The 14494-nt window shown below is 56.0% G+C and carries 16 protein-coding genes; 4 read left to right on the forward strand and 12 right to left on the reverse strand.

Going from position 1 to position 14494, the window contains the following annotated elements:
* Nucleotides 1-30: 30 nt before the first annotated feature.
* From IEY52_RS08280 to IEY52_RS08305, 6 genes are all read right to left on the reverse strand, one after another.
* Nucleotides 31-1593: a DUF3084 domain-containing protein gene (locus IEY52_RS08280; protein ID WP_189002202.1), complete on the reverse strand. Its 1563-nt coding sequence runs from the start codon at nt 1591-1593 to the stop codon at nt 31-33.
* A 12-nt stretch (nt 1594-1605) separates the two neighbouring features.
* On the reverse strand, nt 1606-2346 hold the full coding sequence (gene lptB, locus IEY52_RS08285; protein WP_189002203.1) for an LPS export ABC transporter ATP-binding protein: 741 nt from the start codon (nt 2344-2346) through the stop codon (nt 1606-1608).
* Nucleotides 2347-2431: 85 nt separating this feature from the next.
* Nucleotides 2432-3124: a c-type cytochrome gene (locus tag IEY52_RS08290; RefSeq protein ID WP_189002204.1), complete on the reverse strand. Its 693-nt coding sequence runs from the start codon at nt 3122-3124 to the stop codon at nt 2432-2434.
* 319 nt (nt 3125-3443) lie between these two features.
* A complete protein-coding gene (locus tag IEY52_RS08295) occupies nt 3444-4010 on the reverse strand; it encodes a TetR/AcrR family transcriptional regulator (RefSeq protein WP_189002205.1) in 567 nt (188 codons plus the stop codon).
* A gap of 143 nt (nt 4011-4153) precedes the next feature.
* Nucleotides 4154-4450, reverse strand: coding sequence for a hypothetical protein (locus tag IEY52_RS08300; RefSeq protein WP_189002206.1), 297 nt, complete (start codon nt 4448-4450; stop codon nt 4154-4156).
* A 53-nt stretch (nt 4451-4503) separates the two neighbouring features.
* The gene (locus IEY52_RS08305) at nt 4504-5628 is read right to left on the reverse strand and encodes a peptidylprolyl isomerase (protein WP_189002207.1); all 1125 of its coding nucleotides are present in this window, start codon (nt 5626-5628) and stop codon (nt 4504-4506) included.
* Between the two features lie 205 nt (nt 5629-5833).
* On the opposite strand from IEY52_RS08305, the gene IEY52_RS08310 reads away from it, so the two are divergent.
* The 4 genes from IEY52_RS08310 to IEY52_RS08325 all read left to right on the forward strand — a co-directional run bounded on the left by IEY52_RS08310 (nt 5834) and on the right by IEY52_RS08325 (nt 10315).
* Nucleotides 5834-6907: a lipid II:glycine glycyltransferase FemX gene (locus IEY52_RS08310; protein ID WP_308425000.1), complete on the forward strand. Its 1074-nt coding sequence runs from the start codon at nt 5834-5836 to the stop codon at nt 6905-6907.
* Between the two features lie 113 nt (nt 6908-7020).
* The gene (locus IEY52_RS08315) at nt 7021-7794 is read left to right on the forward strand and encodes a hypothetical protein (protein WP_189002208.1); all 774 of its coding nucleotides are present in this window, start codon (nt 7021-7023) and stop codon (nt 7792-7794) included.
* Nucleotides 7794-8930, forward strand: coding sequence for an amidohydrolase family protein (locus tag IEY52_RS08320; protein ID WP_189002209.1), 1137 nt, complete (start codon nt 7794-7796; stop codon nt 8928-8930). The genes IEY52_RS08315 and IEY52_RS08320 overlap by 1 nt, the downstream gene beginning before the upstream one ends.
* A 152-nt stretch (nt 8931-9082) precedes the next feature.
* A complete protein-coding gene (locus IEY52_RS08325; RefSeq protein ID WP_189002210.1) occupies nt 9083-10315 on the forward strand; it encodes an aminopeptidase in 1233 nt (410 codons plus the stop codon).
* A gap of 79 nt (nt 10316-10394) precedes the next feature.
* Here the strand turns inward: IEY52_RS08325 and folK are convergent, their stop codons facing one another.
* The 6 genes from folK to IEY52_RS08355 all read right to left on the reverse strand — a co-directional run bounded on the left by folK (nt 10395) and on the right by IEY52_RS08355 (nt 14410).
* Nucleotides 10395-10883 carry a 2-amino-4-hydroxy-6-hydroxymethyldihydropteridine diphosphokinase gene (folK, locus tag IEY52_RS08330; protein WP_189002211.1) on the reverse strand — a complete coding sequence of 163 codons (489 nt, stop codon included), beginning with the start codon at nt 10881-10883 and terminating at the stop codon, nt 10395-10397.
* Nucleotides 10880-11677, reverse strand: a complete 798-nt coding sequence (gene folB, locus IEY52_RS27035) for a dihydroneopterin aldolase (RefSeq protein ID WP_189002212.1) — start codon at nt 11675-11677, stop codon at nt 10880-10882. The genes folK and folB overlap by 4 nt, the downstream gene beginning before the upstream one ends.
* 135 nt (nt 11678-11812) lie before the next feature.
* Complete coding sequence (locus tag IEY52_RS08340) at nt 11813-12376, reverse strand: DUF4384 domain-containing protein (protein WP_189002213.1); 564 nt, start codon at nt 12374-12376, stop codon at nt 11813-11815.
* A gap of 145 nt (nt 12377-12521) precedes the next feature.
* A complete protein-coding gene (gene folP / locus IEY52_RS08345) occupies nt 12522-13376 on the reverse strand; it encodes a dihydropteroate synthase (protein WP_373289843.1) in 855 nt (284 codons plus the stop codon).
* A 24-nt stretch (nt 13377-13400) separates the two neighbouring features.
* Nucleotides 13401-13913 carry a GNAT family N-acetyltransferase gene (locus IEY52_RS08350; protein WP_189002214.1) on the reverse strand — a complete coding sequence of 171 codons (513 nt, stop codon included), beginning with the start codon at nt 13911-13913 and terminating at the stop codon, nt 13401-13403.
* A gap of 2 nt (nt 13914-13915) precedes the next feature.
* Nucleotides 13916-14410 (reverse strand): GNAT family N-acetyltransferase, encoded by a 495-nt coding sequence (locus IEY52_RS08355; RefSeq protein ID WP_189002215.1) that lies wholly within the window; start codon nt 14408-14410, stop codon nt 13916-13918.
* Nucleotides 14411-14494: the final 84 nt, after the last annotated feature.

Raw genomic sequence — 14494 nt, forward strand, 5'->3', positions numbered from 1 at the left:
TGGTTTTGTTGCCCAGCTTTTCTGGATGGGTCAGCGCAAAATTCTGGGGTAAAGGGTCACTTTGCTGCCTGGCTTCACATCGGAACGGGAAACCATGCCGACCAGCACACTTCCCTTCAGGGTTTTCAGGCTGTTGACCATGTTGACGGTGTCCGCAGTGGTCAAACCCCCTGGAAGGTTTTCCAGCGGAATTCCCTGATCTTGCAAGGCTTTGATGGTGTCCAGGGCCAGGGTTTGCAAAAACTGGGTGAGTTCACGGTTGGTTTTGACCCCTGTGGGACCCACATTGATCAAACGGGAACGGATGGGCTGCTCGCTGGCATACAGCACTTTGTTTTCCAGCACCTGCATTTCTGCGCTGACCGGAAAACCCTTGATCTGGTTGTTGGTGGCCCGAATCACCACCAGCACCTCTCCAGAAATGCCACGCAGGTTCTGGGAAAGATCGGACACCTGATCTTCTCCCACCAGCAAAGCGTCTGGTTTGCCTCTGGCCCCTTTGGAAATGGCTTTCAGTTCGGCCTGCCGGATGGCCCGGTCCAGGGCATCCTTGCCTTCTGTGGCCTGATAAACCCCCTGAAACACCAGGTCGCCCTTCTCAAAAATGGCATCCTGGGTGCGTCTGGCTTCCAGTTCGGTGCGCTGCTGGTCCAGGCTGACTTTCAGGTCAGAAGACTCGGCTTTCAGGGAAGCAATTTCCTGGGTCATCTGTTTCAGGGAAGCCCGCAACTGGTTGTTGTCTTTCTTGAGGTCCTCGGATTCCTTGATCAGTTGGGCCCTCAGGTACTGCAACCCGCTCACCTCACCCTGGGCGGCTTGCCGGGCTTTCTTGAGGGAATCGTTCTCTTTTTTCAGGTTGCGCTGTTCGCCTTTGAGGGCTTCAATGGTGGGGCTGATCTGCTTGACCTGCAACTGGGCAGCCTGATACTGGCTGACCGCTTGCTGGTACTGTCCCTGAATTTTCTGGTACTGCTGGCGCTCTGTGGTCAGGTCACCCACCAGTTTTTCGTAATTGCTGCGCAGTTTCTTGTTCTGGGCTTCCAAATTGGTGCTCTTGATTTCCAGTTCCCGAATGCTCTGCTCAAGTTGCTGTCCCTGCTGAAAAAGGGCATCTGCACGGGAATTCAGCTTCTGGTTCTGGGCCTCCAGGGCCACCCGGTATTCTTTGAGTTCGCTGACCTCACCTTTGAGGGCATCGGATTCCTTCTTCAGGCCATCCCGGGCTTTGAGGGCCTCGCCGCGTTCATTGCTGAGGCGCACCACATTGTCCTGGGTGTCTTTGAGGGCAGCTTCCAGCTCCAGTTTGTTTTTTCTGAGCGGAGCAATCTGGGTTTGCAACTGCTGCAATTCCTTGCGGTACTGCTCAGCCTTGCTGATGGTGATGATGGCCTGCTGGTTGATCAGGGCAAAACCCAGCATGCTGAGAAAACTGATTCCCATGCCGGTGGCCACAGCGTAAATCAGGGCGGTGGTTTTGGGACGCAATCCAAAAAGACGGATGTGACGCCGCCCCACCCGTCTGGCCACGTTGTCTGCAACGTAGGCAATCAGACCGGCAAGCAACACCACAAAAACGAGGAGCACCCAGAGCATTTTGTCCTCCTCTTAGAGTTCGAAGTTCTCACCCAGATAATGCCTGCGGGCACTGTCATCGCGGGCAAATTCCTCGGGGGTTCCCTGGAACCTCACCTGACCGTCGTACATCAGGTAAACCCGGTCACACAGGGCCATGGTTTCACGCACAGCATGGTCGGTGATGAACACACCCAGCCCTCGCCTTTCCCGCAGTTCTTTGACCAGACGCTGGATTTCTGCCACCGACTTGGGATCCACACCGGTAAAAGGCTCATCCAGCAAAATGAAATCCGGGTCGGTGGTCAGGGCACGGGCAATCTCCAGACGGCGGCGCTCTCCTCCAGAAAGCTGGTAAGCGTAAGAAGAGGCCAGTTTGGTGAGGCCAAATTCTTCCAGCAGGGCATCAGCCCGGTTTTCCTGATCCTGACGGGACAAATCCTGAAATTCCAGAATGGCCAGCAGGTTGTCTCTGGCCGTCATTTTCCTGAAAGCACTGGGCTCCTGGGGCAAGTACCCCAGACCTTTCTTGGCACGGTGGTGCATGGCCAGACTGGTGATGTCCTCCCCCTTCAGGGTGATCCGGCCTCCATTGGGACGCACAAAACCCACCATCATGTAAAAAGTGGTGGTTTTGCCTGCACCGTTGGGACCAAACAAAGCAACAATCTCGCCCCGTTTGATGTTGAGGTCCACTCCGCCCACCACAGTTCGTTTTCCGTAAGATTTATAAAGCCCGGAGGCTTTCAGTTCCAGCTGGTTCGATGATGTCATCAGTGTTCACGTTAGCATGCTCACAAATGTGACCCATGAGCAAAAAACCCCGCTTCTCGCGGGGAGGAAGGGCTTCAGACCGGATTTACTGCAGGGTGCTCAGGAAAGCATGCAGGTCTGCCACCTGTTCGTCGCTGACCTGGCTGGCAGGAAACTTTGGCATGGGTGCATTGAGGGTCTTGCCTTCAGGGGTTTTCCCCTCACGCAAAGCCGTTTTGAACCCTTCCAGGCTCCACTTGCCCACCACACCTGCCAGTTTGGGACCAAATCCACCCTCGGCATTGGCTCCGTGGCAACCTGCGCAGTTGTTGAAGACCTCTTTGCCTTTGGTGGCATCTCCGCTGGCCTGGGTTGCAGCACCACCGTTGCTCTCAGGGTTGTTGCCCGTGTTGTTGATGACATCTCCGCTGGCAGGGGTGCCAGGGGTCTGGCGCTCAGGATCATCTTCCTGGGTGCCCACGGTTTCTGCAGGAGCCGTGTCGGGTTTGGACTGGTCGTTGGTGGCGTTGTCGGCGGCCTGATCCTGGGGCTGGTCTGCCTCAGCATGGCCTTCGGTATCGCTTTCCTTGCCGGGATCTTCAGAAGCAGTTTCATCATGCTTGACGGTGGTGCCTGCCTCAGAAGAATCCTGGGCTTCTTCAGGGCTGGGAAGTCCTTTTTCATCGTGGCTGGCTTCCACAGCATGTCCACTGTCACGCACGCCAGACTGATAGGCAACATACCCACCCCCCACCAGCAGCAACGTGAAAATCGTGATGTGTACAGCAAAACGGTTCATATGTCCTCCTATTGACTCCTGCAAAAACAGATGCAGTGCACCTGTCCTGCTGGCTTTCCTGTCTCCAGAAATGCCCATGCATCAAAAAGCCTGGTGCAATACCGAATGTCAGCCTGCTCGCGTTCTCAGGCTACACCATCAGAATGGAATCTGCCATTCCATCCTTTAAGCAACACAGGATCCCACATTCAGACTGTACGAAAGACTGCAAGCCCTCCACAGGGACAGAGGTCCCTGTACACAACTGACCTGTACACAACTGACCTGTACACAACTGACCCACACACAACTCCTGCACACAAGGGACCCAACCCTGCTTTCAGTTCAGGGTCAAGATGGCCTGCATGGCCCGAATGCACTCTTCCCGGTACTGGGTCAGGTCCGCCTGATCGTCAAACAGGAACTGAATGGCCAGACCGTCCAGCACTGCTCGCATCAATTTGGCCTGCTCTGGGGTGCGGGCAATGCCCACCTTGAGCATGTCGGTGTTGTCAAAGAGCAACTGGGTCAGCAGGCGCAGCTCATACACTTTGGTGCTGGCAGAAAGAAAATCCAGGTACACCGTGTAAAACCTGCGGGTGTTCAGCAGCCCATAAAACTGGTTTTCCACAAACACCCTCAGGCGGTCCTCTGTGCTGTCCTGCTGCCGGACAGCACGGGTGGTGGCCACCGTGATGGTGCGCACAAAACGCTGCAGCACCTCTTTGAACAGCACTTCCTTGCTGCCAAAGTAATACACCAGGGTGCCCTTGGCCACCCCGGCTTGCTGGGCAATGTCTGCCAGGGTCACGCTGGCATACCCGCGCTGGTAAATGGCATGGTACGCCGCCTGGATGATGTGGGTGCGTCTCTGTTTTTCGGCTCTGGGATTGACAGTTCTGGCCATAAGATCTCAGTGGTAAACAAAGCCACCATCAAGAAGAGATGGGGCAAAAAGATGGCTGGGCAAAATTGCTTCTGCCCAGCCATGTTAGCACTTCTTTGGATGCTGTTTGGTCCTCAATCCTTCAAACCCGTTTGCAGAACAGATTATTGCTGCTTGCGGTCATAGGTGGACACCAGATAAGGCATGGTGGTCTGGTGGTAACGGCCTTTTTCATCAAACCAGTACACATAACTGCCACTGCTCTGTTCAATCTCTGCACGGGTGACTTTGCCATCCACCACGCCATTGAAAATCTCCTTGCCGTCATAGCTGTACAGGGTGATGTACTGCTTGGTGTTGGCAAAATCCAGCACCTGGCGCCTCAATTGGTTCTGGGTTTCACTGCGGCAGCCGACCAGGGCCAGAGCCACCACTGCAAAAGCAACCATGGTTTTCTTCATCTTGCACCTCTACCCTCTGTTACGCTTCCAGGCATCCAAAAGATCCCAGACGTTCAGGGAGCAGGAGGGGTTTCTTCTTCACCCATGTCCATGTCTTCGCCCATGTCCATGTCTTCGCCCATGTCCATGTCTCCCATGCCATCATCGGTGGCAGGAGCCACGGAAGGATCGGTTTCAGCAGGAGCAGGAGCGTCCACATGGACCACATCTTCATTCAGGTCCACTTCCACCTTGGCAAGCTGGGACTGCATGATTTTGTATGCTGCACGGTCTTTCAAGCTGGCAGCCAGTTCGGTTTTGGCTTCTTCAAAAGGCACCACACCTGCGTCGGTGCGCTTGTCCACCACCAGCAGGTGGGTTCCGAACTGGGTGGTCACCTGTTGCAGCTGTCCAATGGGTCCCTCGAAGGAAGCCTTGTCAAACTCGGGAACGGTTTCACCTTTGGCAAAGCAGCCCAGGTCTCCGCCCTGAGCAGCGCTGCCAGGGTCCTGGGAAACTTCTTTGGCCACTGCAGCAAAATCTTCGCCTTTGTCCAGACGGTCTTTGGTGGTGGCTGCAATTTCAGGGGTTTGCACCAGGATGTGGCGCACACAGGCCTGGGCAGAGCGGTTGAATTTGGCTTTGTCCAGGGTGTACAGGAACATCAGGGCATTGTCAGAAATCTCTGCCCGCTCAGACAGGCTTCTGATCCAGTTCTGGGTGGAAAGATCACGGGCGATCAGTTCTTTCAGGAAGTCTTCGTCGCGGATGCCAGCATCCTTGACGGCCTGCTGGTAAGCAGCCTCATCCTGGAAACCTGCTTTGATTTGCTGGATCTGGGCATCCACAATTGCAGGGTCTGCACCGTAACCCATCTGGTTGGCGAGGTCGGCAGCCACAATTTGCTGCACCACATCTTGCAGGATCTGTTCACGGTAGGCATCAAAGTATCTGAAATTTTCAGGGGTGGCAGCCATGCCCTGCTGGTTGAGCAAACGGCCTGCATAAGCCTGATACTCGTTTTCAAATTCTGCCAGGGTCAATTCCTGATCACCATAGGTGGCAGCCACTGCATTGGGGTCTTTGGGGATTTCCACAGTGGGTGCTGCTGGGGTTTCAGGTGCGGGGGTGGGAGCGGCGTCCTGAGCGAAGCCAAAACCTGCCAAGGCCAGCGTCAATGTGATCAGATGTTTTTTCATTTCACCTCACCTTATCAAAGAAAGATGAGCTTGGAAAGCAGTTTTGGCACCAAATGGATGCTCTGCCCGATCAAGAAGGCAGCAGGGCACCCAAATTCTTCTGTGCTCCCAGAGCAGCACCAGAAAAAAGCACAATCAGAGCACACAAAAACACCTCGTCCTGAACCTTTGGCTTCTCTCACCCGGCTTTGCTACACTCTGGGTCGTGTCCAGTTTGCGTTTGATTGAAGCTCCTTCCCGAGATGCCTATGACGAGGTGGTTGCCACCCTCCCCTACACCAGCCCCCTGCAAACCTGGGGTTTTGGTGAGGCCCGCAAATCCCTGGGGCAAGAAGCCCACCGTTTTTTGATTGAGAAGCAAGGCAAAACCGTGGGGGCCATCCAGTTGCTCAGAAAGCCTCTGGTGGCAGGTTTCAGTTTGCTGTATGTGCCACGTGGTCCGGTGTTTGAAAACCCCGATGACCTGCTGGACCTTCCAAAGGCCATTCGCAGCTTTGCCAGACCCACCGATCTGAGCATCAAAATTGAACCCCCCAAGCCCATTCCCAGCACCGATCCACAGGTCGCCGTGATCCCAGAAAGCCTGGGCATCTGGAAAAGAGGCAAGGTGGAGCAACCCGAGCACACCATCGCTGTGGACTTGCGCCTCAGCGAAGATGAACTGCTGAAAAACCTGCACCAGATGGCCCGCAGAAACGTCAAGACCGCCCAGAAACTGGGCACAGTGGCTGGACGGGACGATGATTTTGATGCGTTCTGGGAGATTTTTGAGGCCACCAACCAGCGGGCCAAGCTGGGGCAATACCCCAAAAAGTACTACACCACCATGCTGCAAAGCATGCAGGGCAAGCACAGTGAGGCTTATGTCGTGCTTGCCCGCCATGAAGGAAAAGCCCTGGCAGGAGGTTTCTTTGTGGCGGTGGGCAAAGGCACCTATTACCTGTATGGAGGCTCCATCCGGGATGACCGCCTGACCCCCGAAGGCGAGCCCTACAAAGATGTCAAAGCCCCCACTGCCTTTTACTGGAATGCCATGCTGGACGCCAAACACCGTGGTTATGAGTTTTTTGACTTCTGGGGCATACCGGCCAAACTGGCCGAAGACAAGCATTCCTTTGGGGTTTACAAAATGAAAGAGAATTTTGGGGGTTTCAAACTGTGGTATCCAGCCTACGAACTGGACCTCAGCCCACTGGCCCCCATGGTGCGCAAAATGCTGCAGGCCAGAAAACGCCGCATCAACCTCAAGATGCGTGGCACGGCTGAAGACGTGCTCTGATGCTCACCCCGCTGAAAGGGGCCAGCTGGCCCTTTTCAGCGTTTGATGCGCCTCCTGCAAAAACAAAGAAAACCCAGCAAAAAGAGCGGAAATCCCTGATAAAGTAAATGCAAATGAAGCCTGTTGCCCTGATTGGCCCCCACCCTGCTGAGCTTTCCGAAGTGCTCAGGCGTGTCTTTGAAGAAAGTCACCTGCAACTGGTGCCCCACACCCTGCCCCAGACCCATCCCAGCAGTGTCCTGCAAAGCCTGTCCACCCTGGGTTATGCGGGTGGCCTGATCAGTGAGGAATTCAGTGAATCTTACTTCCCTTACTGTGCGCGGGTGGGTGTGGAAGCCCGTCATGTGGGCCGCATCGACACCCTCAGCAGTCTGGGAGGTGGATTTGATGCCACCCACACCCTGGAAGACAGCCTCTTTCAGTGGATGGAAAACAGCGGTTACCGTTCTGCAGGGGCCAGATTGATGGTGATTGGCGGGAACTTCAGGGCCAGGGTGGCCCTGCAACTGGCCCGCCTGGGGTTTGTCTCGGTGATGCTGGCCGCCAAGAGCATGTCAGAGTCCGAAGAACTGCTGAAGGTGGTGCCCGCAGGCATTGAAAAATATCCTCTGGTGGTGGGTGGTTACAGTTTTGCCTCTTTCATGGAGCAGCAGGATTTGCTGATCATCACTGAAGATGTGGGGAAACTGCGCTTCCAGCCCTACCATCAGGTGATGGACATTTCAGGTGTGTACGCCCAGACCATTGCACAGGACGGGGCGCACATGTGGGACAGCACTCAACTGGAGGTCCTGAGGCTCAGCCACCAGCTGAAATTCCTCACCGGGCGCAGCATTGCCCCCAGCCTGATCCAGTGGGCCTGGCAGGCGGTTCAGGAGAACCCCTGATGCAACTCAGGCTGTACACCTCTGATGTGCTGTATTCGGGGATGGGCACCCCCCGCAACAATGGGGCCATCGTGCTCTCTGACGAATTGATCGTGGCAACGGGAACCCCTGAAGAGTTGCAACGGATGTATCCCCAGGCGGTGTTTTCCGGGCACCATGCCGTGATTGCGCCAGAACCCGCAAATGCCCACACCCACCTGGACCTGAGTCGCATGCCATACATTGAGAAGCCCTATCCAGCCTGGATTCCGGAGGTCATCTCTTTTTCCAGAAACGGTGGGCGCAACCTGGAGGCAGCCCTGCATGGTCTTTCCCAGACTTCACGCAAAGTCGGAGACATTGTGACCGATGAGCAGGTGATGGAAAGCCTGCTGCAACATGAAACGGCTCAGGGTGTGGCTTACTGGGAAGTCATCGGAGTGAATCCAGAGCATGCAGAAGGCATCTTTCACGCGACTGTGGAACGCCTGAGGAAATGGCGCAAGCTGGAACACTCAGGGGGCATGAAGGTGGGCCTGAGTCCCCACACCCCACACACGGTTTCAGGCAAGCTGATGAAACTGCTGTGTCAATTTGCAGATTCAGAAGGCTTTCCCATGCAAATTCATGTTGCAGAACACCCCAGCGAACTGGAATTTCACACCTCAGGCACCGGAGATCTGGCCCGTGCTGTGGAAGGCTGGTCTGGTCAGAAAAGTGCAGACATTCTGGGACATGCCAGCGGACCCACCATTGTGGAACACCTGCAATTGCTGGATGTGCTGAAATTCCGGCCCACCCTGATTCATGTGGTGAACGTCAATGCATCGGACATTCGCCTGATTGCAGCAGCGGGATGCCCGGTGGTGACCTGTCCCAGAAGCAACCGGGCCCTGGAGTGTGGGGTGTTCAACTGGCCCCTCTTTGCCCAGCATGGTGTGGAGATTGGCCTTGGAACGGACAGCACCGGAAGCGGAAAAACCCTGAACATTCTGGAAGAAATCCAGTTTGCCCGCACCCTCTATGGAGACGACGTTCCGTTGCGTTCCCTGGTGCGGGCTGCGGTCAAAGGCAATTACCGCGTGCTGGGATTGAATGTGCCCTTCCTGCGCAGAGGCGAGCCGGTCAGCAACCTGCAGTTCTGGGATTTCAATTGACCAGCCACCTTTGACCTGAAAGAAATCAAAAGAATGCCCATGCTGCAAACCAAAAACTGCAAAACCACAGGCTGTTTCTTCTTGAACCCAGGTCAAATCTGCTAAATGGCCTATATTCGAGCAGTCCTCTAGGCAGGTTAAACTGTGGGCGTATGTTGACCTTTGAGGACAAATTGCGCAATTACGCCGAGATTGCCGTGAAAATCGGCATCGGCCTGAAACAAGGACAGCGCCTGCTGGTCCTCAGCCCCGTGGACACTGCCCCCCTGGCCCGTCTGGTGGTCGAAGAAGCCTACAAAGCCGGAGCCCGTCTGGTCGATGTGATGTGGACCGATGACGCTGTGCAGCTCAGCCGTTTCCAGCACTCCACCGCCGACAACTTCGATGAAGTGTCCAGCCTGCCCATGAGCGTGCAACTGGAATACGCCCAGGCTGGAGATCCCATCCTGGCCATCCGGGCCACCGATCCCAGCCTGCTCAAAGGCCAGGACCCTGAAAAAGTCAGCAAGTACAATCTGGCCTTCAGCAAGTCCCGCAAACCTTACCTGGAGATGGTGCAGGTCAATGCTTTCAGCTGGACCCTGATCAGCGCACCCATCGCAAGCTGGGCCAATTCTGTTTTCCCGGATGCCCCTGAAGAGGAGCGCCAGGACAAGCTGTGGGATGCCATCTTTGCGGCCACCCGCTCAGACCTGCCCAACGGTCTGGACGCCTGGAAAGAGCACATCAAGGCCCTGGACCACCGCGCCAGAACCCTGAACAGCAAGAACTACACTGCCCTGCACTTCAAGAGCGCAGCCACCGACCTGACGGTGGGCCTGCCAGAAGGCCATTACTGGGAGAGTGCCCAGAACCCCAACCGCGCCGGTGATCCCTTCTGTGCCAACATCCCCACCGAAGAGGTGTTCACCCTCCCCCACCGTGACAAAGTGGATGGGGTGGTCAAGAGCACCAAACCCCTCACCTACATGGGGCAATTGATGGACGGCTTTGAAATCACCTTCAAAGACGGCAAAGTGGTGGACTTCAAGGCCGAACAGGGGGAAGATGCCCTCAGAAAACTGCTGGCCACCGATGAAGGTGCATCCCGCCTGGGAGAAGTGGCCCTGGTGCCCACCTCCAGCCCCATCAACCGTTCTGGCATCTTCTTCTACAATACCCTGTATGACGAAAACGCCGTGTGCCACATTGCGCTGGGCAGCGCCTACCGCCACAACATGCACGGCGGCGTGGACCTCACCACCGAGGAATTCAAGGCCCGTGGCGGCAACGAAAGCCTGATCCACGTGGACTTCATGGTCGGCAGCGACGACATGGATGTGGACGGCATCCTGCCCGATGGCAGCCGTGAACCGGTGATGCGTCAGGGCGAGTTTGTGATCTGATTTCCAACCCACCTCGCTTGCTCACGCTGCGCTTTCCTCCCCTGCCATCAGGGGAGGATTTGTTTTGGAGGGCTGAAGGTCACCAGACTTCGGCTTCCAGTTCTATGCCTTCCAGTTCCAGACCTGCAACGGCTTCCCAGACGGCCTGTTTGTGCACAGGGTGCACCCAGTCGGGCAGGATGTCATGCAGGGGTTTGAGCACAAAAGCCCGTTCCCACATGCGGGGGTGGGGCAAAGTCAGCTGTTCGGTTTGCAAGACCAGATCTCCATAGGCCAGCAAATCCAGATCCAGGGTGCGGGCACCGTTCTTGATGAAACGCTCCCGGCCTCTGGCGTGTTCAATGCTGAGGAGTTCTTCCAGCAGTTCTTCTGCAGAGAGGGTGGTTTCCAGGGAAACCACAGCATTCAGGTAATCTTCCTGGGCGTCTGTCACACCCACAGGCACCGTGCGGTACAAACTGGATTTGCCCTGCACGGTGCCCAGTTCGTCCAGCCAGTCCAGGGCAAACTGGAAGTTGGAGACCACATCTCCCAGGTTGCCTCCCAGAGCAATCAATGCAAGGCTCATCTTCTGCGCTCCACTTCTGCATACACGTCACGGAAGACGCCAGGAAGCGGGGCGTGGGGTTTGTGCACCCGGATCAGCAGTTTCTGCAATTTGGGCTGCTCCATCATCAGGCGGTCTGCAATGCTGTTGGCCAGCACCTCGATCAGGTAGTAGCTTTTGGCCGTCACCTCGTCCTGCACGGTGCGGTAGACCTTTTCATAGTCGATGGTGGAATCAACATGGTCGGGAATGCCAGCGTAATCGAAGCCGAGCTCTGCATCCACCACAAACCGTGCTCCCAGTCGGGTTTCTTCCTGGTAAACGCCATGCCGCCCATGGAACTCCAGCCCGGAGAGCACCACTTTTCCCAGAGGCTGGTTGGACAGCACCGGAGCCACTTTCTCTGCTGAGTAATGGTAGCGGATGGCAGCACGCAGCCCCTCATCGTTGAGGCCGTCAAAGATGGGGCGGTTGTGCAGGGCTTCCAGTGCGCTGATCAACAGGTGTTCGGGCAGGATGTCAGGACTGTTCAGTTCTTTTGCCACCACCGAAGCGGTTTCCATGACCTCACGCACCCCACTGGACATGCTGATGGAGGCCTGGTCCCGCTTCGTGGCAGGTGGGAAAATGCGGGTCAGGCGTTTGCGCAGGATGTCCAGGGTGAAGCCATAATCGGTGAGCAGGGTCTGGAAGGGGTATTTTTCCCGCAGCAATCCCAGCAGCAGGTGTTCCATCAGGACTTCATAATGCCCGAGGGCATGGGCTTCTTCACGGGCATGCTGAAAAGCAGTTCGGGCGGCGTTGGAATACTGCATACACAAGGATTGTATATCAGCGGTCAGGGATCAGCAGTCAGCCGAAGGTTTTGCTTTTTCCACAGACCTTCAAAACCACACCAAAAAGAGAAACCCCTATACCGGGGTTTCTCTGGGGGTTAAGTTTTAGAGGACTTACTTCACCACGTCGTAGAACGCAGTATCGGTGATCCACTTGTCCTGAGGGAGGGGTTTGACGATGATGGAGAGTTTCTGGGCCAGTTGTTTCTGGCCGGTGGCGCTCACATCGGCAAAGCTCTGCTGGGATTCAAACTTGGCAAGGGTGTTGAGGTCCAGGGCGGTCTTGCTGGCCAGGGCCAGCACCTTGTTGCGGCCGTAAGGAGCAGCAATGTCGAAGGTGAAGCCGTCGTTGGCATCAGGGAACACTTTGGTGACGTTGGCTTTGATGAAGTTGGCACCACCGGCGTACTTGTTGGGCAGGATCAGGTCCACGTGACCGGTGGGGTCCACGTTGAACAGGTACACGTAGGCATCCTGGGTGACTTTGGTGTAGATCTTGATCTGGTCGCCAGGGCGGTAGTCAGGATCGGTGCCAGTCTTGTCAGTCCAGACATCCACTTTCAATTCCGTGGGAACGGGGTTGACGATGATGCGCTGGGGGCTGATCATGGGGGCGGCAAGTGCGGTGGTCAGTGCGGTTGCGGCGAGAGCGCCTAATACGAAGGTGTGTCTTTTCATGCCCTCACCTTACCTGCCCACGCCGACACAACCGTGAAAAAACCGGGGAAAATCTTTAATCAAGGTTTGATTTTTCCTGAATTTTTCCTTGGGAAAAGCTGTAGCCACGTTGAGGAAAAAACAAAAATCCTGTCCAGGATGTAATCTATTCTTTCAGTGCATTCCAGACTTTCAGGGCCTGAAGGTGGGATTCTGCATCGTGAACCCGCACCATGGCTGCCCCCTGCTCTGCGCCATACAGGTGCAGGGCAATGCTGCCAGGATCGCGGTCTTTTGCGTCTGGAACACCTGCCAGCACATCAATCAGCTTCTTTCTGGAAGCGCCCAGCAGCACGGGATGAGGGGCAAGCCCAGACAGGGAACGGATCAGGGTGAGGTTGTGTTGCAGGGTCTTGCCAAAACCAATGCCTGGATCCAGCATCACCGAAAGAACACCTTGCTGCAAAGCCTTTTCTGCTTGCTGGAACAAAAAGTCCCGGACCTCCTGCACCACATTCTGGTAGCTGGGATGGTGTTGCATGGTGCGGGGTTTGCCCTGCATGTGCATGATGATGGCTGGAACGCCTCTTTCTGCACACACCCGTATCATCCGGGGATTCTGCAGGCCCGTCACATCATTGACAATGTGCGCTCCTGCCTGCAGGGCAGCTTTTGCCACTTCAGGCTTCATCGTGTCGATGCTGATGAGCACTGGAAAGTCCTGCAGGGCTTCAATCAGGGGCAGCACCCGCCGCAATTCTTCCTGCACATCTACAGGTTCAGCGCCAGGGCGGGTGGATTCTCCACCCACATCCAGCACCTTCACCCCTGCCATCACCATCCTGCGGGCCTGCTCCACAGCAGCTTCCAGTTGAAAGTGCCGTCCTGCATCGCTGAAACTGTCCGGGGTGGCATTCAGGATGCCCATCACAGCGGTCCCGGTCCATGTCACCCTGTGGCTGTTCTGCATGGGAATGCTGCCTGGAACCTGAAACCCAAAGTCAAGGTGGAAGGTGTTCACAGCCTCAGGATAGAGGATCTGGTTTCAGGAAAGCAGCTTGTAGTAAATGGCGTTGGCTTCCAGAACCCCCTGGGTGCTTCTGGCATAAGCAGGGATGGATCCCACAAAGGTGTAGCCTGCAAAGCGGTAAAGCCGTTCTGCGCCGTCTCCCAGCACGGTGTCCAGAAAGAGGGTCTGGCGGTTCAACTTTCTGGCCAGGGCTTCTAAAGCGTCCAGCAGGGCTTTCCCGATTCCTCTGCGGCGGTGGCTGGTCAGCACGATGAGTTTGGCCACCTCTGCACGGTGGTTGCCGTTGCTGCGGCTTTCCAGGTTGAGTTGCACGGTGCCCACCACCTTGCCTTCATCCAGCGCGACCAGCAAACGCTTGCTCCCCGAGGCAACAGCCTCACACACCGAAGTCCAGTACTCCTGCACTTCGGTTTCCGGGAGGGGAAGCACAAACCCGATGGAGCTTCCTGCTTCCACGGCATCCCTGAGCAGGACAGCAAAATCTTTAAGGTGGGCTTTGATCTGGTCGGCATTCCATTCCTGAATCATGGTCACTCCTTGATGCGTTTTCCCAGCAGGGTAAGGCTGCGTTCCTGTCCGTCCAGCACGGCAACTCTGGGAAGTTCTCCGTGTTTCACAAAACCCATGCCTTCAAAGAGTTTCAGGCTGGGCTGGTTGTGGCTGAAAATGAAGGCCAGCAGTGTGTGAAAGTCCAGCACTGGAGCGTGGTTGAGGGCTTCTCTCAGCAGCACCTTGCCCAGTCCTTTTCCACGCTGGTCTGGGTGCAGGTAAATGCTGACCTCGGCGGTGTGGCGGTAGGCTGGTCGTCCATAGAAGGCCGAAAAGCTCAGCCAGCCTGCGATGTGTTCTCCATCCTGCAAAACCCAAAGGGGGTGGTGCTCTGGACTGTGGGCCGCAAACCAGTCTTCCCGGCTTTGCACCGAAACGGGTTCCAGATCCGCAGTCACCATGCGGGAAGCCACGGTGGAGTTGTAGATATCCACGATGTGCGGCAGGTCTTCGCGCAGGGCCTCTCTGATGTGCATGTTCACTCCTTCTTGCACCTTCTCAGCCAAAACGTCAATCAGGAAACGTGATGGACAACTCAAGGATATTCAGCGTCCAGATGT

The organism is Deinococcus roseus (assembly GCF_014646895.1).
GTDB classification, from domain to species: Bacteria; Deinococcota; Deinococci; order Deinococcales; family Deinococcaceae; genus Deinococcus_C; species Deinococcus_C roseus.